Below are 23,475 nucleotides of genomic sequence, written 5' to 3' on the forward strand. Positions count from 1 at the left end.
AGATATTTCGGGATGGCTTCTTCTTTTAGAAGAATAAATGCAAGAAATCTTCTGTTGTAATATTACCGAAGTAGCGTGCGATATCTACGCCTTCTAAAGCTACAATGAATGCATCTTTATCAAATTGTACACCTGTTAGACGCTCTTCAATGTCATGCACATCTAGTGAGCCGAAGAAGTCACCGTAAATTTTACATTCTGTTACTGTCCCTTTTTTCACTTCAAGACGAACGTCAACTTGTCCAACTGGGAAGCGGTGTGAATGTTGTAAGTTGAACTTCGGAGATTTTCCGTAGTTCCAATCCCAATTTTGGTAGCGCTCTTCAGAAAGTTTATGGATTTCTTTCCAATCATTTTCTGTTAATTCGTACGTTGGAATTTCTGTTTCTCCTTCGAAAATTGTTTCTAGAAGAAGTTGTCTAAACTCTTCTGTCGTCATTTTTTCGTTTAAGAACTCTGTAATATTCGCAACGCGGCTACGGATTGATTTAATTCCTTTTGATTGAATTTTATCCATTTTCACTTTAAGTGCCGATACAACGTGATCGATTTCAGAGTCAAATAGTAACGTACCGTGACTAAACATACGACCTTTCGTTGAGAACTGCGCGTTACCTGAAATTTTTCTACCTTCAGCTAAAATATCGTTACGACCACTTAGTTCTGCATTTACACCTAATTTACCAAGCGCTTTCGTTACAGGTTCTGTGAATTTTTTGAAGTTGCTGAAACTGTCTCCATCATCTTTCGTAATAAAGCTGAAGTTTAAGTTTCCTAAATCATGATATACTGCGCCTCCGCCTGATAGACGACGAACGACATGAATACCTTGTTCTTTTACGTAATCTGCATTAATTTCTTCTACTGTGTTTTGGTTTTTACCAATGATAATGGAAGGTTTGTTAATGTAGAACAGTAAATATGTTTCGTTAATATCTAAATTCTTCACACAATATTCTTCAATTGCTAAGTTTATTCTAGGATCTGTAATCCCTTTATTATCAATAAATAACATCGTATCGTATCACCTCATGAGTTCCAAGTGTAGCCACTATGCGCTAGCGTAATATGGCCACTGAAAATTTGTTTTGCTTCTGTTACTAAATCAGATGGATTGCCTGTATGCGGTAAGTGCGTTAATAAAAGTTCTTTTACATTTGCAGATTTCGCAATACTTGCTACTTCTGTACTATTCATATGCCCTGCTTTTGCAGCCTCTTGATGTGCATACATATTACACTCACAAATGAAAAGATCAGCATCTTTTGTGAATGGAATAAATTCAGGAATATAACTTGAATCTGCACTATATACAACAACATCATCGCCAGCTGTAATACGCATCGCAAAGCATGTAACAGGATGAACAGTTTTTAAAAATGAAATGGAGAACGGTCCAATTTGAAGTGTTTCTTCTGGATTGTACGCGATTCCTTTCGTATGCGGTGCATGCGTTAAAGAATTAAATCCATTCTCATCAAACGAATGACCGTATATTGGTAACTCCGGTAGTTGTCCTTTTGTCACACTCGTAATTAATCTTGCATATTGCAGCACCCCAATGTCTGCAACATGATCATGATGATAGTGCGACAATACAACTGCATCTATATGAGATGGTGTTATATATTTTTGAATCTGTGCTAGTACACCACTACCACAGTCTACAAGTAAACGAAAACCATCGTGTTCAAACAAATACCCCGACGTTGCTTCTCCCGCTTCTGGAAAGCCGCCCCAAAAGCCGACAACAGTCATTTTCATATGTATCCATCCTTTCTAAAACCGAGTAGGAATGCAGTTTTTCTCCGTACTTGAGAAAGTTTTTTACTTACATCCTACATTGTTAACTATAATCCATTTCCTAAACTTTTTCATTAATTTTCAACTTTGTTATAAAACAGTTGTTGACTTTTGTTTTTTGTACTAATACAATGATAGTAAGAAATGGAAATGGAGGGATTGACATGATTGATCAACCAATGGAGTTTTTCCGAAATTTACCGACGAAAACTTGTGCACACTGCGGGAAGGAAATTGATGAGCAACACGAAGCATACCATAACAAATGCGATGATTGCGTTCACGAAGATTAGTAGTTTGTGAACATAAAAAAACCTAGCAGACATAGTCTACTAGGCTAATAACATCGTATCCTTCATCGTTGAACCTTTCACCAAGAGCTCCAGTTCAAACTCATACAATTCTTTTTGTCGATAATTTTTCGTATGGATTTTATCCATCATTAAGTCAACAACTTTTCGGGCCATCTCGTCGATTGGCTGTTCAATTGTCGTAATACCTGGCTCTGTAATCTGCGCTAAAATTTGATTATCAAAACCGATCACAGCGAGATCTTCTGGAATACTCCAACCATGGCGTTTCGCCTCTGAGATAATTCCAGCTGCAACCTCGTCGCCTCCTGCCAAAATCGCGGTAGGATTTTTTTTGTCCTTTAATACTTCATTGAATATTCGTTTCCCATCATCCCAAGAGAAAGCGTTTTCAAGAAAATCGATCGCTTCCACTTCTCTACTCTTTTCAGTAATAGCGCGTAAAAAGCCCATTTTTCGCTGTTGGCTCACTACTTTCGTTTCATTACCACGGCAAAAAATCAGATTACGATATCCTTGTTCTAATACATGATTGGCAGCTATGTATGCTCCCTGTGCATGATCAAACTTCACTGTTGGAACATTTGCTTCCTCAATATATTCATTACATAACACGATTGGACCGTGTTGCAAGTATGGCTCTACATCTTCCCACGGATTTTCTAGTGAACATAGAATAATCCCATCTACTTGTTTCGTAGATAATAATTGTAAATACTCCATCTCTTTTTCCGGTAAATATCTTGTTTGACAAATAATCAGTTTATATTTATGTTCAGAAGCAGCAATCTCGATTGCTTCAATAAATCTACTAAAAAAAGGATTTGTAATCCTTGGAACAAGCACCGCAATTGTTTCTGTTTTTTGTTTACGAAGCCTTCTCGCCGCAGAATTAGGAACGAAGCCTAAATGCTTCATTGCTAATTGAACCCTTTTCTTCTTCTCATCTGAAACATATGGATGATTATTAATCACCCTAGAAACCGTTGTCCTTGATAACCCCGCTAATTTCGCCACGTCCTCGATAGTCGACACGAAATTTTCCCCCTTTGCATGAAAACGTTTTCTTATCCTGATTATATAGTATATTATTGGAAACTGCAATATAGGTTCTTATGATTTTACTATATTAATATTATACATAGGGAAAAGTCTGTTAATGGCAGGGAATTACACACTACTTTTAGAATTTCACAATAAGAATATTTATAAAATAAAGGATGATATTTCATGAATCGGACGGATCGTTTATTAGCTATATTAATTGAATTACAAAGAAAACAAACCGTTACAGCACAAAGCTTAGCTGAAAAATTCGAGACAAGTATACGCACTATTTATAGAGATATGGATGCACTTAGTGAAGCTGGCGTCCCGCTTTTCGCAATGCCTGGCCACGGTTATTCATTAATGGATGGTTATTTCTTACCACCCATTCAACTTACGCCTGAAGAGGCTGTTACTCTTTTATTAGGGGGTGATTATATTGAGAAAACTTTCAATTCTTCTTTTTCTGTACATGCGCGGTCAGCAACAGAGAAACTGGAGGTTATTCTCCCTACTGATCAACAAAAGAAAGTTGAGGGATTACGAGGAGCTTTCCGTTTCCTTTCTCCTATATTTTCAAACCAGCAAGCCGAGCAAGAAAAACTAGAGAGCCAACTTTTCTTGTTACAAGAAGCTATTCAAAGAGAGCAATCTATCTCCTTTCACTATCGTAAACCAAGAGATATTACAAAAATAAAGCGGACCGTTCACCCTTACGGTTTAGTTAATATTTCAGGAATTTGGTACATCGTTGCTCATTGTCTACTTCGAAAACAAATACGTAATTTTCGCTTAGACCGTATGGATACATTACAGCAAGAACAAGAATTTTTCACAAAACCGAAAGACTTTTCTTTACAAGACTATCAACCTAAAAGCAATCGCACTGTTACAATTCATTTATTGTTCTCATCTCATATTGCACATAAAGTTATTGAATCACGATACTTTTTTATAGATTCATACGAGTATAAAGATAATGGGTTTCATGTATTTTTGAAATCAAGAAACATAGACGAAGTATTTCAATGGGTATTAAGCTTTGGGAGCCAAGTACAAGTACTAGAGCCAACAATTCTTTCTGAGAAAATACGTGATGAAGCAAAAGAAATGTTAAAACTTTAATTTTTTTATTTTACTACTGACATAATGTTGTCAGTAACCTTCCTTTATAGTAAGTATCAACAAATATATTTTCATAAAAAGGAGCTAACAATATGAACAGTACTACCACTTTAGAGAAATTTGAAAGTTTAGCAACGTATTACATAGAGGAATTAGAACAGTACTCTCTCGAACAATTTATAATGAAACCTTCTACAGAAGAATGGTCTCTTGGTCAAATGTATAATCATTTACTTTCGGCTACATATATGCAGTTAGATGCAATCGCGAAATGTAAAACTGAAACACCATCTGTAGCTAACAAAAAAACGGATATAGGTGAAAAAGTATATGAAATGGGCGCTTTCCCTCCTATACAAATAAAAATACCTAATCACTCTGGATACACACCTGAAAATCCATCATGCAAAGAAGAGATACAGGAGCGTTTTCTAAAATTAATTACAGCTGTAAAAAACATTGAACCAATGCTTGCTTCTATTCCAAATGATTGTAAAGTGGAGCATCCTGGACTTGGTTACTTAAATGCTGCAGAGTGGTTCCAGCTCATTTCTATGCATTTTTCACATCATCTTCGTCAGAAAGAAAGATTAGAACTTAAGGCTTGCTCAGTGTAAACATTTCCACTAAAGAGAGACTGCCAATATTGGCAGTCTCTTCACTGACTATACGATTACTCATAAAATCCTGTCTCCACGCATGTTGCTTACTACTAACAGAACATCCCTCTTTTTATTCAATATAAAAACCCATCAACACGTCGTCTCCATATGATCCATCTTCATATTTAATTTGCTTTCTTTGTCTTCCTTCTTCTACAAATCCCATACGTTTATACACCTTAATCGCCCGATTATTAATAGAAACTACGCCTAAGCAAATTTTCTCTAAACCTTTCTGCTCTTTAGCCCAACTAATAAGAAATTCAATTAGTTTCGTACCAATGCCTTGATTACAATACGCCTCCCTAATCCCCATTCCCATTGTGCCTGCATGTCGTAACCGTTCTAGTTCATATCGATTGAAAAGTAAAAAACCAACTACCTTACTATCTACTTCATAAACTATATAAAGATTACCTTTTTCATTGCTTTTCCGTATCTTTTCTCTTTCTAAATCAATATCATTTGGTAATTTATTTGGAGATACTATGAAAAACTTTGTAGTACTTCCCGATAATATAATTTCCTTTCTAATATTCATAATTGATTCCGCATCAACCTCTTTTGCTAATCGTATCACCGAATCACCTCTTACCTTTTTCTTAAAAGACTAATACTGAATCTATCAAACTAAGAACCTCTAAAACTCTCAATATGCAACATTACATATTGAGAATCTTTTCACCTTTGATACAATATCCTTACATCTATATAAAAGGAATGCATAAAATGAATCCAATTTTAACAGCTGCAAAACAACTATTACATAAAGACGAAGTTATTATATCTACTTTAAATTGTTCACTTACTGGCTATATTATTACGCATAAAGTTCCGTATCCGGGCATGCTACTGGCTACTAATAGAAGACTTCTCTTTTATGGACAATCTAAAAATACATTAATTGCCGAATTCGAGTATAAAAAAATTCTATCTATAGAAACGAAGAGAAGAATCTTTGACAAAAAAATAATATTTTATTATGAAGATGAATATATAACGTTGGGATACATTACAAGCTCAAATATTGAAGAGTTCATAGACTTACTACAAAAAAATGCACAACTAGCATGAACTCATAATCAGTGGGGATTTCCCCGCTGATTCATTACTTTAACTCCTCCCACTTCGTCCACACTTCTCTCTCATTTATATGGTACAAATTATCCTCTCGATCCATAAATCCGTGCACAATAAACTCTCTTCTAATCGTACAAAAATCATCATGATATTGTTTTATGAATGCATTAATTTCTTTTTCTGTATATTGATTTTCAGCGTTTAACTTGCTAATCAAATGCTCTAACAATACTAGTTTTTTCTTCTTTTGACCTGGAATCGATTTTAAACGATCCTCTTTATCGAAAAAGTTACGAATCGTCGTATCCCTGAATTTCATTTCACTTTCAGTCATTTTGTTTTCCTCCATCGATTTTTATGCAATGAAACGTTATTATTTGTCCTTACTATTCTTCTTCTTCATTCTTTCACTTACAACATCCATAAGGTAATACCCGCTAATTAGCACATAGTAAACTAAAAGTATTCCTAGTGTATCTTTCATATTTATATATTTTTCTTTATGAAACAAGATAGGTGAAAGGGCGTAAACAAGAAAGATGATTAGCGGATTTAAGATAAAATAATAAGTAAGATTTCCTTTCATCATATCAGCTCCTCTATTCTAGTTTTCTCTGTAAATTGTTGTAATTCCTTTTCACTTTTACTCCTCTCATCCACACTTTTTTAATTTATTTATCACCCTTATATTTGTAACTTATTATTTAAATTAACAATTTCATATGGTAAATTATGTTATAATCCATTTATACATACTTCGGAGGGGACATAGTGAAAAAAGCTATTATAGTATTAAGCATCCTATATCTTATTTTAACCGTACATACAGGAGCTGTTCTTTTAGGAAAAAAAGATTATAGAAGTGCTATCAATACATTACAAGAAACGAAAGAAGTCTCTTCTTTTCAATCTGCAAAAGATGGTGTGATCTTATTAAAAGGTACGTTAACTACTTCGCAACCTATTACAGAGGAAAAACTTCAAAATAAAGAATTTGCACTTCTTGAAATTAATACATATAAACGACGAAAGGCAAATTGGAAAAACATTGATACCGAGCAGCATATCTCAAAGCAACTCTTACTAAACAATGAGACTCTTCCTGTATTAAAAGAAATTCGCTTCTCAATGGAACCAATTACGCTGTCAGGAAAAGATATTTCCGCTGAAGATTACTCACTAAAAAAGGATGATACTCAATTAACAATTAAAGGTAAAGGATACCGATACACGGGAATAGAAAACAAATCAGGCGTGCTTATTTTTGGTATAAAAAAAGGAGATACGCTTGAAGGTGATAGTGGCTCTGAAATTCTAATAGGAAAAACAAAAGAGGACATTGCCAGCAACATGAAACTATATACTTTTGCTGAAAGATATGGTCCATTTGTTTGGATTGTAGCTACTATTATCCTTATAAGTATTGGTATATACTTGTTCCGTAAAAATAGAAAAACAAATAAAATTTCTCATCCAATAAAACAAGACCAATAAAAAAGGCACCATTTCGGTGCCTTTTTTTATTGGTCTTATTTAAGCTTCAACCGATTGATTCTCAGCAATATTTCTAAACTGGCGCTTATGCATCCAAGTTAATGAAGCAATTGTTCCAAGTGATAATACAACGATAAAGATCATTAATATCCCTATATTTTGCCACATGAAGTTAAAATCACCGCTTGATACGACTGCTTTAAATCCTGATACAGAGTATGTCATCGGTAGCCAAGCGTTAAATGGTTGTAAAAACTTAGGAATCAATTCTAACGGGAATGTTCCAGCGCTAGTTGTAAGCTGTATAATTAATGTTAAGATCGCAATGAAACGGCCCGCATCACCGAATGCTGTTACTAAACATTGAATTAATGCGATGAATGCTAGACTTGTAACGATGCTAAAGAGTATGAAGTATGGAATGCTTTGTACTTCTACACCTAATCCAAACAGTAATATGACATCTGCTACTATTGCTTGAATAATACCGACTGATAATAAAACACCAAACTTACTAATAAACCAGCTGAATCCTGATTTCGGAACGCCGACTGTATCACGTAATGGGTATACGATAGATAATAGTAATGCCCCAACGAATAAACCGAGTGATAAGAAATACGGTGTAAATCCTGTTCCGTAGTTTGGAACTTCCGCTATTTTCTCCACCTTCACTTTTACAGGACTTGCAAACATATCATACGTTTTATCCGTTCCTTTTACTTCTCCTGTTTTTTCTGCACCTTCACCAAGTTTCTCAGCAAGTTCACCTGAACCATCATTTACTTTCACAAGTCCATCTGTCACTTTTCCGGATCCGTCTGTTAGTTTGTTTACTCCGTCGATTAGCTGGGTTGAGCCAGTGGACATTGTATTTAGGCCACCATTTAGAGTACCTAAGCCAGTTGTTACTTGACTTGAGCCATCTGCTAATTTTGTTACTCCTACAGATAATGTGCCTAAACCGCCGGTTACTTGGCTTGAGCCGTCCGCTAATTGATTTATTCCACCTGCCATTTGGTTTGCTCCTACAGATAATGTACCTAACCCTTCTGTTACCTTTCCAGATCCATCTAATAATTGATTTACCCCATCAATTAATTGCCCTGATCCGTTTTTTAATTTATCTGCACCTACTTTAGCATTACCTAATCCTTCACCTAATCCATGAAACTTACTTACAAATTCGTTTTGCGCATTCGTTAATTTCTTAATACCACTCGTTAAATTTTCCACCTCTTCTGGATTCGGTATTTTGCTTTGCATTCCACTTGTCTTTTCACTGATTTCACCTTTTAATTGTTTTACTTCTTCATTTAATTTGCTCGTTCCGCCTGCTACTCCGGCAGCTTTCTGTTGAACTGTCGCCGTACTTTTTACCGCATTTGTTATAAATGGCTGTAACTGCTCTTGGTATTCTTTCGGTAAACTTTCAATTTGCTTTTGTAAATTCGCTACCTCTTGCGCTGCATCTTTTGCATCTCCTGCTGTTGATTGCGTAAGTTCATTTAACTGATTTACATTCTCTCCAGCTCCATCTATTTTCTCATTTACTGTATTTAATATAGAAGGAACTTTCGACTGCATTTCCCCTAATCCTGCAACAGAGTTTTGTACTTTATTATTTAACTCCTGCAAACCCTTTTGAATCTCTTGAGAACCTTTTTCTAATTGACTTTGTCCCTCAACAAGTTTTTCCATACCATTTGATAGTTCAGTTGTTCCTTTTTTTAATTCACCTGTTTTACTTTCCAATGTATTCAAACCGTTAGTTACTTTCTCAGATCCACTTCGTAATTCGCCAATTCCTTTTTGCATTTCATCCGTTTTTCCATTTAACGTATTTAAACCATTTGTTACTTTTCCAGATCCATCTGCTAATTTCCCTATACCCGTTTTGCTATTTAACGTATTTAAACCTGCTGTCACTTTTCCGGATCCATCTTGTAATTTATTAGATCCATCTGCTAATTTCCGAACTCCATCTTTCATCTCTCCAGACTTCCCTTGAAGTGTATGAAGGCCATCCGTCACTTTACTTGAACCGTCATGCAACTCACTAGCTCCATCATGTAATTTATTTGCTCCTTCCGCCCCATCTGCTAATCCTTTTGAGACATCTTTAATGGAATCAAACATTTTCTCTGCATATGTTTTCGTTAACGTGCTTGATACTTCACCTTTAATTTTTTCAATTGCTGTTCCGCCAATTTGTGAAGATAAAAAGTTTAAACTTTCATTTGGAATATATTCTAAGTTTAATGGTTTCGGATCGTCTTTTAATAACGTTGTAGCGTTACTTGAGAAGTCATCTGGAATGCGTACTAACATGTAATACTTTCTGCCTTCCATTCCTTTTTTCGCTTCTTTTTCACTTACAAACTCCCATTTAAAACTTTTATTATCTTTTAAATTATCAACGAGCCCTTTCCCGACTTCAATCGGTTTCCCATCAAATACTGCACCTTTATCTAAATTGACTACCGCAACTGGTAAGTCATCTAGCTGTTCATACGGATCCCAAAAGGCCCATAAAAACATACCCGCATATAAAATTGGTACAAATAAAACCGCAATGATTGGGATTAATATTTTTTTACTTTTTATAATCTCTGCAAATTCTTTACTAAGCAACTTATGCCATTTCATAATTTATCCCCCTCTTTAAAAGTGACCAAAATCGTCATTCAGTCATTTTTATGCAAACAAAAAGGCTATATTCTGTTCATACATATGCCTCATCCCCGAATTTATACTATGCAACTGTTCCTTACTATGAAGTGAATATTTCTATTATCCCTCCTAAAATTAACATATGACCACTTTGTTCAATTGGTCACTTTTTATAATAATAAAAGGATTATCTTAGTTTGACAATCCTTTTAATAAATAAAGTTCAAATAATTCTGCGATTTTTTCTTTTTCTAGCGGTTCATGATTTTTTTCCCAATCAAAAATAAGCGATACGTATAAGCGAAGCATAATAAATGCTGTAATTTCTGGATCACATTTGCTAATTTCACCTTTTTCAATTGCAATCTCTAAATAAGATTGAATGACAGAAACGATTTCCACATCTACTTGTTGCATCACTTCTTGTACTTCTTTCGTTCCCATATCGCGCTCTTCTTGAATTAATTTAATCATGAGCTGATGTTCTTTTCTAAATTCTAATATGCTATATAATGCTCTATGTACATTTTCAAAAAATGAAATATCTGAACGAATTGCATTTGCTGCAACTTGCTTCATTTCTGTAATTAAATTAGAAATAATTTCGCCAAATAGTTCTTCTTTATTTTTGAAAAAAGTATAAATTGTTCCTTTTCCTACATTCGCTAACTTCGCAACTTGATCCATCGTCGTTGCTTTATAACCGAACGCTGAAAAAGACTTTGTTGCAGCTTCAATAATAGAACGTTTTCGATCTATCGCCACATCGTCACCTCCAAAAATGACCAATTGGATAATATAGTCAATCAGTACATCTTTGATATTACCACACGCTTACATTCTATACAAGTTCTCTTTTTTATTATTTCCAGTATAAAAAATTCCAGTCAGTGTATACCATACTGTCCATAGTTTATCAGAAGAAAAGAGAAAAGGAAAAGGTGTTCTAGAGATATACATCTTAAGAACACCTTTTTATTATTTCAACATAGAAAGCATAATCTTCTCTAACTCTTCCTTACTTACATTTTTATCAAATACTGCTTCTCCAGGATCCTCTAAACTATGATTAATAATGACAATTTGATACGCACTATTTTTCCCTTTTGCAGGAACAATCATCTTCATACCTTGTAAATTACTATCTGAGTTATGAGTCGCATAGAATATTTGATTACCTTCTAATTCGTACTGTTCAATGTTTTCTTCTACAACAAATAAAGCATGGAACGGATCTTTACTTTCTCCAAATACTTGTGATTGATAAGTTGTATAGTTTCCTTTTCCGTTTGTATATTCTAATTCAATAGTTAATTCAGGTCTTCTCTTAATAAAATAACTTACCTTTTCATCCTTCTGATTGTATCCTTCAATTGTGTAAGTTGGCTTCTTAATTTGAAAATCAACATGTTCCTGCGCTTCCTTTACCGTGTAATTTATAGATTCGTGCACTTTGTCATCAAATGGTTTTGACTGATCATAAAGCGCATATAATTTTTCACGATCATCTTTTGTTAAACGCTCTTCTCTAAAAAATATTGACTCATAGTCAGAATCTCTCGGAGCACCTTTTTTCTGTATATTAATAATTTCTTTATATAATTTTATGTACTGCTGGAATTCATCTTTTGTTAAAGCTTTTTCAGCTAAATATAAATAATCTGTCTTTTGTTCATACACTCTTGCTGAATAACGATATTCTTTTTTCGCATTTTCTTCTGTACCAAACATCATATCTACTGCATTTTGATAAGTATCCTTTGGCTGCTCTACCTGATCCTTTTGTTTTTCTTTTCCTTCCGTTGCACGTGCGTTGAATAAAGAGAGGGATGCTATAGCAACTATGACAATGATTCCAAGTAAAGAAAGACGATACGATTTCTTTTGGAACTTTTTAATCATAACGATTCTCCTTTTTAGTGTCCGTTTATTTCTACTTAAATTTGCTAGGCTGGGTGCTTGATAGGAATAATGTTCTAAAAGGGTAATAATTGTATGGCCGTATGCAATTTGCTCTTCTTTATCTATAAACGTAAGCGCATATGCATCACAGGCTAATTCTTGATCTTCTCGCATACAAAAATAAGCGTACCAAAGAATCGGATTGAACCAATTTAATAGGAGCAAACTGTACATAATCCAATTTACAGCTACGTCGTTTCTCTTAATATGAGCTAACTCATGGTAAAAGACATATTGTAATTGTTGCTCATTTAATACTTTCATATGTTTTTTTGATAGTAATACTTTCGGACGAAAGAAACTGAAAACAGTTGGGCTCGCAATCTTTCCTGCTAGACGTAATGAAACTGCCTTCTTCATTTTCATAGACTGCTTACAGCGATTAAACACTGTAATGACCTGTTCATCCGTAATATCCGCTTGTTTCTTTATGTAAGAATATAAACGTCTATTTGTAATAAACGTTATGACTGCTAATACGATTACCCCAGCTAGCCAAACATATAGAGCAAGTTTGTATAAAGAAAATGTAGTCTGTTGTTCCGCACTCGCGTTTACTTCAGGTTCACCATTTTTTGTCACAGTTTCAGAATTTGATTCCAATTCCACTGTATGATTGGTTTCTATGTTCACTATACTCTCAGTAGACGGCATATTTTTTGGAATAACTTCCGATACACTAGAACTATAGGAAAATAGCGAATAAATACTATACGAACTATCCGGTGACCATGGTAGAAGAAGTCTTATCATTAGTACGATCCACAGCATATATTGCCATCGGGGCGTTAATTTATTTCTAAATAAAACTTTTATACATAAAATAAATCCAACTAATATGCTAGCCATAAGTGACGTTTCTATAAGCCAATCAAAAAAATGAGGAAGGTATACATTTATAAGCGTGTCTATCATTGTTATCTATCCTTCCTCTTGTTCTCCTCTGTCTTCTCATCTAAAATGTGTTTCAGTTCGTTAATATCTTCTGAAGACAATTTTTCCTCTTTTAAGAAATTGACAAGTAATGGCTTAAACGCCGCGCCGCAAAAGCGCTTTAGTAAAGATTTCGTTTCAACTTGTAAATAATTATCTTGTGATACTAGCGGAAAATAAGCATACATGCGCCCTTTATCTTGATGGTAAGAAACGGCTTCCTTTTGTACTAACCGATTAATTAATGTACGGATGGTTTTCGGTTTCCAGTCCATTGTATCTTCCAGTTCTTCTATAATTTCATTCGCTGTTTGTGGAGAATTCGACCACAACACTTTCATAATTTCTAATTCTGCTTCAGATATTTTAGGTAATTTATTTGTCATATTGTTTTCCACCCCTCGTATTACATTTGTAATCTACAATTAAGATTACAAATGTAATACTAAATTGTCAACCATATTTTAGAAAATATAATTTCCGTTAAACCTTACTTAACGACAACAAATTTCCCTTTTTTCAAATAATCAAATAAAAAAACAAGAAAATCTTTACATTTAATAGTAATATAGAAAATAGACAAGTTTATCAAAATAGTGGAGGCTTTTTCAGTCATGATGCGTGCGCTTCGTTTAAATATAAAGCAAGCTTTTTGTAGTCGTATTTCTTTAATTATTATGTTTAGTGGATTCGTTCTTATTTGTATTTATCACTATTACTATGTAATTCGTTATTTAGGAGACGCAGCGAGTGGACCTATTTCAACAGATTTGAAATGGATTGGATTTCGCGACAATGAAATGGATGTTTATTTATTATTAATGCCAGTTATTGCGAGTTTCCCCTTTAGTACAAGTTACAATTCGGATAAGTCAGATGGTTTTAAACCGTTTGTGAGTAAGGGAATTTCTATATTTCCTTATTCAGTAACGAAATATATCGTTACGTTTTTTTGCGGAGGATTTCTTTATACGCTTCCATTCATCTTATCGTTATTATTTTGCAAATTAACCATTCCAGACGGAACACCTACGATTGGTTCAGGCATCATAAATGCTGATGGAATGTTCGCAAACCTATATTTCGATGCGCCTCTTACTTACATTACTGTATATATCGGAATTAATTTTTTATTTGCAGGTTTAATGGCTCTTTTAGGACTTGCTGCATCTGTATGGTCACAAAAGGACTATATGGCAATTCTCTTTCCATTTGCAGTTGCCTCCATTCCTTACGTCCTGCTAAATACAATATTTCCTTCAATAGGCGGAGCACCTATTCATTTATATGATCCGAAACAACCATTGCAAGGCATGTCACCGTACATTTTAACGATGCAATGTGCTTTCTTCCTTCTCGTTAGCTTATTTATGTATATACAAGGAGTAAAGCGGGATAGAAAAAAATATAGAAGAAGACTGCAAAAAAGAGATCGGTGTAGAAAAGCGTTTCAAGCAATTTCGGACTAAATAATTGAACGAATAAGAGCGTAATTCCCTAAGTTAGCTTAGAGAATTACGCTCTTATTATCATTTACATTTATCAATCTTATATTTTCAATACTCATATAATCCTCTCCCCTTTACGGCGTACCTGCCAATCCCCATAAAATAACGATCGCCGCAAAATAAATCGCTTTAATAGCTACCACTAAACATAATGCAATAATTGCATATTTACTTAATTCTCTTCTTGCACCGATTAAAGTAAAAATAACCGCCAAACTAAACGTTATATAGGAAGTTGCGGTATTTATTAAATAATACATACTATCTAGAGTCTGTGTAAGCCCTGTTATATCAGCTACAAACTGAAGCATGACGATCGTACTAAAAAAAATTGCAAGCTGATTCATTAATTTCCCGTTTATTCGGGCTACCATATGTCTACACCTCCCTGTATTAAAGAATGAATATTCAATCTATTTTATCATAAAAATCCCTAATAATGTAAAAGAACGCTTAGTATATTTCTAAGCGTTCTTTCTCGACTATTTAAGAAGCCTTCTTCAAATCAATTTGAACAAGTACTGGATCGTGGTCACTTACACGTCCATGCTCTTTCATAATGTTTGAGTTTAAGTGCACTGGATCTACAATTGTGTATGGTGCGATGTTGTTTGTTACTAAAATATGATCTAACACTTGTGCATTTCCTTCATGAATGTACGTGTAGCGGTTCTCTTTCGGCACTGTGTTTAACATATTTTTCAAGATTGTTCCTTCTAGTGCTTTTAGTGGTTTAGCGAACTCAAAATCGTTCATATCCCCTAACACAACAACTGGTGCATTCGTGTTCTTTTTCTGAATTCCTTGTACGAAGTGATTTACTTCTTGCGCTAACTGAATTCGTTTTTCTTCACTCTTTAATACGAGCGGCTGCACTTTTCCAAATGGCGTTGCATCTCCTATTTTTGAGTTTAAGTGATTTGCAACGACAACAACGTTTTGTCCTTGGAACGTAAATTCTGCTGCAAGCGGTTTACGTGTACTTTCAAATAATGAACTTTCGTCTCCGATGCGAACAACATTTTTATCAAGTAACTTCGGTACTGCTGCTAATTTCACGCGTGATGGGTTGTAGAAGAAACCGACGCGAATATTAGCTCCTGGTGCTCCTCCGTCTAGATTATTATTCGGAGCAATTTCTACATACTCATACTTTGGTCCACGAATTTCTAGAACTGCATCAATGATACGTTTTGCACTTAATGAAGCATCTGTTGTACCGTCATTAATTGATCCATTGTTATCTTGCATTTCCTCTACACCGATAATATCTGGCATTTTTAAATTGTATTTAATAGAATACGCTAACGCTTTTACTTTTTCATCTGTTGTTTCTTTTTTATTCGCCGAGAAATTTTCAATGTTATATGTAGCAACTGTTAACTTATCAAGACGAGGCTGAATATTTGCCCCTACTTGCTTAAATCCGCCGTCCACTACAGATGGTAATTCCGTTATTGGCGCAATGCGGAACGAACCGTAATCATATCCGACTACCCCTGTTATATCTCCAGTAAAAGTATCTCCTACTTTTGCTACATAATCACGAGGTACTTTTACAGAAAGACGTTCTGGGTTTAATTGATTTTCATCTAATACAGGTGTGCCATATTTCGTTACGACTTTATTCCCGCCATTTTCTACTGTTACATATAAATTCCCGTTTTTCTGAGGGGCAATAATTTTTGGCGTTGGCATCGTAACGCGCATACCTTCTACACTTTCATAAAAGTCGATTGCATCTTCATTTGGATCAAATAAACCGAATGCATCATTATCGATAATTTGATCAGGAATTTTCACACCGTTTTCTCCAAGTACAATCGGCGCTGGTAAAGGTTGATCTTTTGCGATGACAGCAACGCGGCTCGCTTTAATTTCCGTCGTCGTTAAATCTGTGTCAAACCTTTCTGCATATCCAGGCCCAACATATTCTTCTACTTCTCCATCAACTTGGACAAGATCTCCTACTGCTACATTCACATCTTTTTTGTATACGTAAATACCTTCAGAAGTAGCTGGATCTTTATCCGGCTGATTATCTTCTATATAAAAACCATTTTTATCAAGCGCTGTGACAACGCCTTCCACATTGTTTACTTTCTTCCCATTGTAAGGAGAAATATGTGATTTCCCTTGAATATCATGAATACGAACTGGTTCATTTGTTACGATTATAAATGAAAATGTCGAAACTGCTGAAGAAGTAAGCCCTTCTTTTTCAGCGATTGCTTTCACTACACTATTTTCATTCACTACAATTTGTCCGTTATAACGAACGCTTTTGTTTGTAGGATTAGAGCCATCTAACGTATAGTAGATTGTTGCTCCTTCTGTATTCGTTGTTAATGTTACTGCTGTTCCTTTTGCAACTTCCCCACCATTTGGTGATGCCACTACATCGCTAACGCGGTTTTGTTCTTCTCCTTGAAACTTATGAGCTGTTACTGATTTTAAACCTGGGCTACCGAAATATAACTCAAGCGTCCCTGTCAACCTAACTTTCTTCCCGATATTTTCAGGATGGTCTTTCACATTTACTGCCAATCTCACATCGCCTTTTGGCAATTGAACAGGCATGATTTTGTCTGGATTCGTTTCGTTTGGCGAATCGGCAATTGCCACGTTTGTGTCGTCAAACTTAGCCGGATCTTTCGTGTATTTAGAAGGACTTTGCGTATACCCAACGATATATCCTTCCACTATCCCCTTCGTTTTCCCTTGCTGCTTAAATACTTGAATTGCTTTTTCTACTGACATAGAAGTAGTTTCTTCCGCCTGCGCTAAAGTTCCAGTAAATGAAAGCAATAACATCAATGATAAAAAGACACTTAATAATTTCTTCACAGCCATTTCCCTCTCCCTATTTCATATTTTCTCAACATTTCTATCATATCAAATGATTCGTTATATAGAACTATATTTCGACAAGTTTTACACAAAATTTATTTAATTTACAAGTTTTCAAACTATAATACAAAATAACTTATATAGGTTTATTGACTAAAGGTATTTTATCCAATAAACAAAACGCCTTCAATATAATTGAAGGCGTTTTGTTTGAAATATTTTAATGTGCGACTAATTTAGTCTCCATTACTTTCTCTAAATGAAATAACACACGTTTCGCCGCTAACTCACCTTGCTCAATACAAGCCGGAAGACCAGAACCAGCGTAAGAACTACCTGCCAAATACACACCTGGCAATTCTTCCTCCATAAATGTTGTGAGCTTTTTCATTCGCTCTTTATGGCCTACTGTATATTGAGGCATCGCTTCTTTCCAGCGGCTTACAATTGTAAACTCTGGATCCTCTGTAATATCCATTGTCTTTTGTAAGTCTTCGAGTACGAGCTGCACAATTTCTTCGTCAGTTTGTTCGACAATCGCTTCATCACCTGGGCGTCCGACGTAACAGCGAAGAAGCGTTTTTCCTTCTGGCGTTGTATGTGGCCATTTTTTGTGTGTCCACGTACACGCTGTAATTGTATAATCACTATTTCTTGATACGACAAATCCGGTACCATCAATATCACGCTGAATTGCAGACTTTGGGAAAGCAAGTGCCACGTTTGCAACTGATGTAGACGGAATGTTACGGAAGAAACGAAACTGCTTATACTGCGCAAACATAGATGGCAATACTTTATGCGGCGTCGCAACTACAATCGCGTCTACTTCCATTTCTTTTCCGTTACTAAGCGTAATCGTATAACTATCACCAAGTTTTGCAACCTTTTCGATACGAGTTCCCTTCATTATCATATCATTAGGAATCTTCGTTTCAAGAGATTCTACTATAGATTCTAAACCGGTTTTCACAGTTTTAAATATTCCTTTTTTCAATTCAGCCTTCTCTTGCTTTGGAGCGAGCGTACGCATACCGAGTGAAATACTACGGTGCTCCTGTTCAATTTGATAAATTTGAGGGAATGTTGACATTAAACTCATTTCATCAATATCCCCTGCATAAATACCAGATAATAATGGCTCAATTAAATTTTCAACGACTTCATTTCCAAGACGATGCCTGAAAAACTGCCCGAGTGATTGATCAGAAACTGGTTTTGATCTAGGCATTAATAAGTCAAAACCAGCTCTTAGTTTACCAATTGGGGAGAACAATCCGGAAAATAGAAACGGCGTAATTTGCGTTGGAATTCCCATCATTGAACCGCTCGGCATTTTATGTAACCGATTGTTTACGAGAACGAACGATTGACCGGCCTTATTATTTACAAGTTCATCGCCAAGTCCTAATTCTTTCACTAATTTAGCTGCACTCTCTTTTCTTGCTAAGAAAGAATCAGGACCGCGTTCAATTGTAAATCCATCTTTTTGAACGGTTTGAATTTTCCCGCCAAGTTTACCAGACGCTTCTATAAGCAATGCATCTATCGGCAAGTTTTTTTCACGAATTTCTTTTTGTAAGTTATACATTGTTGTTAATCCTGTGATGCCACCGCCGATGATCACAACTTTTTTCCTCAAGTAAGCTCCCCCTTTCTACTTACATTACAGATTCTTTTTTCTTTAATACTACATCTGCTAAACAGTCGATAAATGCGTCCGACGCATTAGGCATTTCGGGACGATAATATTTCGCGCCAATTTCATCCGTTACAACTTTACACTCAAAGTCATTGTCATATAAAACTTCTAAATGTTCCGCAACAAATCCAACTGGTGCATATACGAATGAACTGTAGCCGTATTTTTCATTTAGTTCTCTCGTTAAATCTTGTACATCTGGACCAATCCAAGGGTCTGGTGTATTTCCGGCACTTTGCCAACCTACTGCATAATTTGCTACTTCAGCACCACGTGCAATATAGTCAGCTGTTTCGTTTAATTGATCCGGGTATGGATCGCCGAGTGCGATAATTTTTTCTGGTAAGCTATGTGCAGATACGATTAACACTGCTTTTTCACGTTCTGCTTCTGACATACCGTTATATATACCTTTCACTGCATCGACCCAATACTGAATAAATTTCGGTTCTTTATACCAGCTATCGATGCCGTGAATTGTTAAGTTTCCAAGTTTTCCTGCTTCTTCTTGCGCTCGTCCTACATACGACTTCACGCTAAAAGTAGAATAGTGAGGGGCAAGAACGAGTGCAATTGCATCTTCTATTCCATCTTTATGCATAGCTTGTACTGCATCTTCAATGAACGGTTCAATATGTTTTAAACCAAGATACATGTGGTACTCTACTTCATCTTGTATTTCATTTAAACGTGTCTCTAACTTTTTAGCTTGCTCTAATGTAATAGTAGCTAAAGGAGAAATACCACCAATTGCACGGTAACGCTCTGTTAAATCTTCTAGCATTTCAGGACTTGGCTTTCTTCCTCTGCGAATATGTGTATAGTAACGTTCAATATCTTCTTCTTTATATGGCGTTCCGTATGCCATTACAAGCAAACCAATTTTCTTTTTCATACAGACAATCTCCTTTACTTCGCTAACTGTTCTTTAGAGTACTCATGAATAAATGTAGTTAAGCGTTTTAATGTATCTGGATTTACTTCTGGGAATACGCCGTGACCTAAGTTAAAGATATAACCTGGCTGCTTCATCCCTTGATCTAAAATACCTTTTACATGTTCTTCAATAACAGGCCAAGGTGCTAATAAGAATGAAGGATCCATATTTCCTTGTACCGCCTTATGAACACCACGTGCGCGTGCTTCTTCAATCGGTAAGCGCCAATCTAAACCTACTACATCAAGCGGTAAGTCGTGCCATTCATTCACTAAATGTGCAGCACCTACGCCGTGCATAATCATTGGAACACCCATCGGGCGAACTTCTGCAAAAATACGCTCCATCGCTGGTTTAATAAATATACGGTAATCCGCTACATTTACTGCTCCAACCCAAGAATCGAAAATTTGAACCGCTTTTACTCCTGCGTTAATTTGCGCTTTTAAATATGTAATAACCATATCTGCAAGCTTATCCATTAAAGCGAACCAAGCTTTCGGCTCTGCATACATAAACGCTTTCGTATTATGATAGTTACGAGAAGGACCGCCTTCGATCATATAGCTCGCTAACGTAAATGGAGCTCCTGAAAAACCGATTAACGGTACATCTAACATTTCTGTCGTTAATAAACGAATTGTATCTAGTATGTAAGGTACGTCATCTTCTGGATTGATTTCCCCTAATTTTTCTACATCTTGTAAAGAACGGATTGGACTATCGATAACTGGACCAATGCCAGATTTAATTTCCACATCAACACCAATTGCAGGTAGTGGTGACATAATATCTTTATAAAGAATTGCTGCGTCTACGTTATATTGATCAACTGGCAACTTTGTAACGTAAGCGCACAACTCTGGATTATGTGTAATTTCAAATAAAGAATATTTCTCTTTTATCTTTCTATATTCCGGCTGTGAACGACCTGCTTGACGCATATACCATGCTGGTACATACTCTGTACGTTCCCCCCTACATGCTTTTAAAAATGTCTCATTTATAGTTCTTACCAAGACCCTAGCTCCCTTCCTTACCAATGCTTTTTCTTTAAATATGCTCTATTCCGATATTTATCTTTTTTTACTATACAGCTTGTAAAAACAAAATGCATAACATTATGTACGTTGTTCATTAAATTGACACAAACGTTCGTAAAAACGTTTACTATTTTCACAACATTCTTATTATAGCACAGAGAAAAACTACGGTTTAGCTACTTTTGACTTTTCTCCTTCACGGTTCGTTTGTGTGTTATATGGCACAACGTAAAAACTTGGTTTTGAGAATATATTAATAAACTTCTCCTCATATTTCCCCGTTCCTTTTGCCGTTCCAACGTGAGTATGAATTCCTTTTTCAACTTTATAAATCCGATACATAATTCGCTCATCAGGAAGCGGCGTCCAGCTTAGTTTCATTGCAAATAAACCGAAAGGACTAAATGCTAGTTTTGCTTCCACGTTTTGAATCTTATCTAAACGAATTGGCAGTCCAATTGTTTCAACACCTTTTGGCCTATGAAAACTCGCTTTATCTTGTATGTTTGCTTTCGTTAAAATCTTTTTAAATAACATCGTTGCAGATGCATTTCCATCTTGTAATTGATGCTCTTTATCGGTGCGGTCATAGCCAATCCAAACTGCACCTACTAAATTCGGTGTATATCCAACGAACCACATATCACGCGCACCATTGTCATCATTCGGCAATGAAGTTGTGCCTGTTTTTCCAGCTAAAGCTCCATTATATACGCCAGCTTTCGCCGTACCTTCTTTCACAACTCCTTCAAGCATCTTTGTCATATACCATGCCGTTTGCTTCGAAAAGACTTTCGTTTCAGCTTTTGATGATTCTCCAATAACCGCCCCGTGTCTATTTAATACTTTATCGATAACGTGCGGTTCGATAATATTCCCGTTTGCTAAAAAAGATCGGTACATTTTGACAAGATCAAATGGAGACACACCATTTTTTAGCCCGCCAAGTGCTGTGCTTAAACCTGAGTCCGCAATATGAACATTCCCTTTCTCTAAATATTGCTTTCCCTCATCTACCCCTAATTCATTTAATAAAGATACAGCTGGCACATTTGCTGATTCTAATACCGCATCGTACATCGTCATCTCTTTCGTATACTCATGATTATAATTTCGAGGTTCATAACCTTCAAACGAACTTTTTTCATTCGTTAATAAAGAATATGGATTATATTTCTTCGTCTCAAGTGCAGGTCCATATACGATAAGCGGCTTTAAAACAGAACCAGGCTGCCGCTTTGCAAAAACGCGATTAAGCCCTCTCGGAACATACTCTCTTCCGCCAATCGCGGCTTTAATTCCGCCAGTCTGATTATCCATTAATAAAAATGCACCTTGCGCCCCGTTTTCTTTACCAGGGAAATTTCTCGCATCTTGAAACTGGTTATATGCTACCTTTTGAACTTTTTCATCCATCGGTACGACAAACGTATATCCTCCGCGCAGTACTTCTTGATGCGATAAACCATATAAACGCGCCGCTTCATCTATAACCATATCGATATACGGCATATATGCGAGTTCACGTTCATCTGAATTTTTATAAAGAGCTATTGTTTTCCCTTGGTAACGAACACTATCTTCCGCTGTTAAATAGCCTTGTTTATGCATAAGTGACAAAACAAGATCACGGCGCCCTTTACTCTTTTCTAGGGATAAGTACGGTGAATAGCCATTTGGCGCTTTCGGAAGCCCTGCAAGCATAGCTCCCTCTTCCACTGTTAAATCTTCTACATTTTTATTAAAATACAACTTTGCTGCCGCTTGAATACCATATGCCCCATGACCGAAATAAATATGGTTCATATACATTTCAAGAATTTGCTGCTTCGTATATTTTTGCTCTAATTGAAGAGAAATTGCGACCTCTTTCAATTTGCGCGTAAATGTTTTTTCGCGAGTTAAAAAGACGTTTTTAGCTAGTTGCTGCGTAATCGTACTACCGCCTTCTACCTTCTCTCCAGCTAACGCGTCTTTATAAAGCGCCCGAAATATAGAAGGGTAATCAATTCCTTGATGCTCATAAAAACGAGAATCTTCCACAGCAATAAATGCTTGCTGCACGTACTTTGGAATTTCTTCAATCGGCACGAGCTCTCTATTTTCTACATATAACTTCGTAATTTCTTTTCCTTTTTGGTCAACGATACGTGATGAAGAGTGGAAAACAAGCTGCTTTTCATCCATCATATAGCCACCAGTTAACACAATAAGTTTATAGAGTACAATCGCTACTACGAACGTTGCTACCCCGCCTAATAAAGTCCACTTTGCTTTCTTCATACATCGGCCTTCTTTCCAAATGATGGTACATTTATTATTTGAAAAAGAAGTATCTTTATGTA

General features: G+C 35.7%; 22 protein-coding genes. 6 read left to right on the forward strand and 16 right to left on the reverse strand.

The genetic code is table 11. The annotated features are described in order from the left end of the window. Positions 1–25: 25 nt before the first annotated feature. Together lplA and B5P40_RS07750 are read right to left on the reverse strand one after the other, a co-directional pair. The gene (lplA, locus tag B5P40_RS07745; RefSeq protein WP_002011189.1) at positions 26–1,015 is read right to left on the reverse strand and encodes a lipoate--protein ligase; all 990 of its coding nucleotides are present in this window, start codon (positions 1,013–1,015) and stop codon (positions 26–28) included. 14 nt (positions 1,016–1,029) lie between these two features. After that, a complete protein-coding gene (locus B5P40_RS07750; RefSeq protein ID WP_113709063.1) occupies positions 1,030–1,764 on the reverse strand; it encodes an MBL fold metallo-hydrolase in 735 nt (244 codons plus the stop codon). Between the two features lie 203 nt (positions 1,765–1,967). On the opposite strand from B5P40_RS07750, the gene yhfH reads away from it, so the two are divergent. Then, positions 1,968–2,096, forward strand: coding sequence for a protein YhfH (gene yhfH / locus B5P40_RS07755; RefSeq protein WP_016119782.1), 129 nt, complete (start codon positions 1,968–1,970; stop codon positions 2,094–2,096). A 39-nt stretch (positions 2,097–2,135) separates the two neighbouring features. Here yhfH and B5P40_RS07760 read toward each other — a convergent pair whose 3' ends face one another. Continuing rightward, a complete protein-coding gene (locus B5P40_RS07760; protein WP_002116861.1) occupies positions 2,136–3,149 on the reverse strand; it encodes a LacI family DNA-binding transcriptional regulator in 1,014 nt (337 codons plus the stop codon). A gap of 195 nt (positions 3,150–3,344) precedes the next feature. On the opposite strand from B5P40_RS07760, the gene B5P40_RS07765 reads away from it, so the two are divergent. Next, complete coding sequence (locus tag B5P40_RS07765) at positions 3,345–4,286, forward strand: helix-turn-helix transcriptional regulator (protein WP_088057834.1); 942 nt, start codon at positions 3,345–3,347, stop codon at positions 4,284–4,286. Positions 4,287–4,378: 92 nt separating this feature from the next. Next, positions 4,379–4,903, forward strand: a complete 525-nt coding sequence (locus tag B5P40_RS07770) for a DinB family protein (RefSeq protein WP_113709064.1) — start codon at positions 4,379–4,381, stop codon at positions 4,901–4,903. A gap of 115 nt (positions 4,904–5,018) precedes the next feature. On the opposite strand, the gene B5P40_RS07775 is transcribed toward B5P40_RS07770, so the two are convergent. Continuing rightward, positions 5,019–5,528, reverse strand: a complete 510-nt coding sequence (locus B5P40_RS07775; RefSeq protein ID WP_113709065.1) for a GNAT family N-acetyltransferase — start codon at positions 5,526–5,528, stop codon at positions 5,019–5,021. Between the two features lie 140 nt (positions 5,529–5,668). On the opposite strand from B5P40_RS07775, the gene B5P40_RS07780 reads away from it, so the two are divergent. Then, entirely contained in the window at positions 5,669–6,022 is a 354-nt protein-coding gene (locus B5P40_RS07780) for a PH domain-containing protein (protein WP_113709066.1), read from the forward strand. A 34-nt stretch (positions 6,023–6,056) separates the two neighbouring features. On the opposite strand, the gene B5P40_RS07785 is transcribed toward B5P40_RS07780, so the two are convergent. Both B5P40_RS07785 and B5P40_RS07790 read right to left on the reverse strand, forming a co-directional pair. Then, positions 6,057–6,362 (reverse strand): DUF2087 domain-containing protein, encoded by a 306-nt coding sequence (locus tag B5P40_RS07785; RefSeq protein ID WP_113709067.1) that lies wholly within the window; start codon positions 6,360–6,362, stop codon positions 6,057–6,059. 39 nt (positions 6,363–6,401) lie between these two features. Continuing rightward, on the reverse strand, positions 6,402–6,614 hold the full coding sequence (locus tag B5P40_RS07790; RefSeq protein WP_113709068.1) for a hypothetical protein: 213 nt from the start codon (positions 6,612–6,614) through the stop codon (positions 6,402–6,404). Positions 6,615–6,799: 185 nt separating this feature from the next. Here B5P40_RS07790 and B5P40_RS07795 point away from each other — a divergent pair, with 185 nt between their 5' ends. Then, a complete protein-coding gene (locus B5P40_RS07795) occupies positions 6,800–7,522 on the forward strand; it encodes a hypothetical protein (RefSeq protein ID WP_113709069.1) in 723 nt (240 codons plus the stop codon). Between the two features lie 39 nt (positions 7,523–7,561). Here the strand turns inward: B5P40_RS07795 and B5P40_RS07800 are convergent, their stop codons facing one another. The 4 genes from B5P40_RS07800 to B5P40_RS07815 form a co-directional block, all read right to left on the reverse strand. Then, complete coding sequence (locus B5P40_RS07800; RefSeq protein ID WP_113709070.1) at positions 7,562–10,171, reverse strand: YhgE/Pip domain-containing protein; 2,610 nt, start codon at positions 10,169–10,171, stop codon at positions 7,562–7,564. A 216-nt stretch (positions 10,172–10,387) separates the two neighbouring features. Continuing rightward, a complete protein-coding gene (locus tag B5P40_RS07805) occupies positions 10,388–10,960 on the reverse strand; it encodes a TetR/AcrR family transcriptional regulator (RefSeq protein ID WP_002134846.1) in 573 nt (190 codons plus the stop codon). Between the two features lie 213 nt (positions 10,961–11,173). Then, the gene (locus B5P40_RS07810) at positions 11,174–13,072 is read right to left on the reverse strand and encodes a M56 family metallopeptidase (protein ID WP_113709071.1); all 1,899 of its coding nucleotides are present in this window, start codon (positions 13,070–13,072) and stop codon (positions 11,174–11,176) included. Between the two features lie 2 nt (positions 13,073–13,074). Then, positions 13,075–13,476: a BlaI/MecI/CopY family transcriptional regulator gene (locus B5P40_RS07815; RefSeq protein ID WP_113709072.1), complete on the reverse strand. Its 402-nt coding sequence runs from the start codon at positions 13,474–13,476 to the stop codon at positions 13,075–13,077. Positions 13,477–13,704: 228 nt separating this feature from the next. Here B5P40_RS07815 and B5P40_RS07820 point away from each other — a divergent pair, with 228 nt between their 5' ends. Continuing rightward, positions 13,705–14,559, forward strand: a complete 855-nt coding sequence (locus B5P40_RS07820) for a hypothetical protein (protein WP_016119777.1) — start codon at positions 13,705–13,707, stop codon at positions 14,557–14,559. A 113-nt stretch (positions 14,560–14,672) separates the two neighbouring features. Here the strand turns inward: B5P40_RS07820 and B5P40_RS07825 are convergent, their stop codons facing one another. The 6 genes from B5P40_RS07825 to B5P40_RS07850 form a co-directional block, all read right to left on the reverse strand. Continuing rightward, complete coding sequence (locus B5P40_RS07825) at positions 14,673–14,972, reverse strand: hypothetical protein (protein WP_002168944.1); 300 nt, start codon at positions 14,970–14,972, stop codon at positions 14,673–14,675. A 112-nt stretch (positions 14,973–15,084) separates the two neighbouring features. After that, positions 15,085–17,451 carry a DUF6359 domain-containing protein gene (locus B5P40_RS07830; RefSeq protein WP_113709073.1) on the reverse strand — a complete coding sequence of 789 codons (2,367 nt, stop codon included), beginning with the start codon at positions 17,449–17,451 and terminating at the stop codon, positions 15,085–15,087. 217 nt (positions 17,452–17,668) lie between these two features. Beyond that, the gene (gene hemY, locus B5P40_RS07835) at positions 17,669–19,090 is read right to left on the reverse strand and encodes a protoporphyrinogen oxidase (protein ID WP_002168946.1); all 1,422 of its coding nucleotides are present in this window, start codon (positions 19,088–19,090) and stop codon (positions 17,669–17,671) included. 19 nt (positions 19,091–19,109) lie between these two features. After that, complete coding sequence (gene hemH, locus B5P40_RS07840) at positions 19,110–20,045, reverse strand: ferrochelatase (protein ID WP_002134839.1); 936 nt, start codon at positions 20,043–20,045, stop codon at positions 19,110–19,112. 14 nt (positions 20,046–20,059) lie between these two features. Then, positions 20,060–21,106: a uroporphyrinogen decarboxylase gene (gene hemE / locus B5P40_RS07845; protein WP_002011155.1), complete on the reverse strand. Its 1,047-nt coding sequence runs from the start codon at positions 21,104–21,106 to the stop codon at positions 20,060–20,062. A 189-nt stretch (positions 21,107–21,295) separates the two neighbouring features. Further along, positions 21,296–23,413 carry a transglycosylase domain-containing protein gene (locus B5P40_RS07850; protein ID WP_002011154.1) on the reverse strand — a complete coding sequence of 706 codons (2,118 nt, stop codon included), beginning with the start codon at positions 23,411–23,413 and terminating at the stop codon, positions 21,296–21,298. Positions 23,414–23,475: the final 62 nt, after the last annotated feature.

The organism is Bacillus sp. SRB_8, assembly GCF_003264205.1.
In the GTDB taxonomy this organism is placed as follows: Bacteria; Bacillota; Bacilli; order Bacillales; family Bacillaceae_G; genus Bacillus_A; species Bacillus_A mycoides.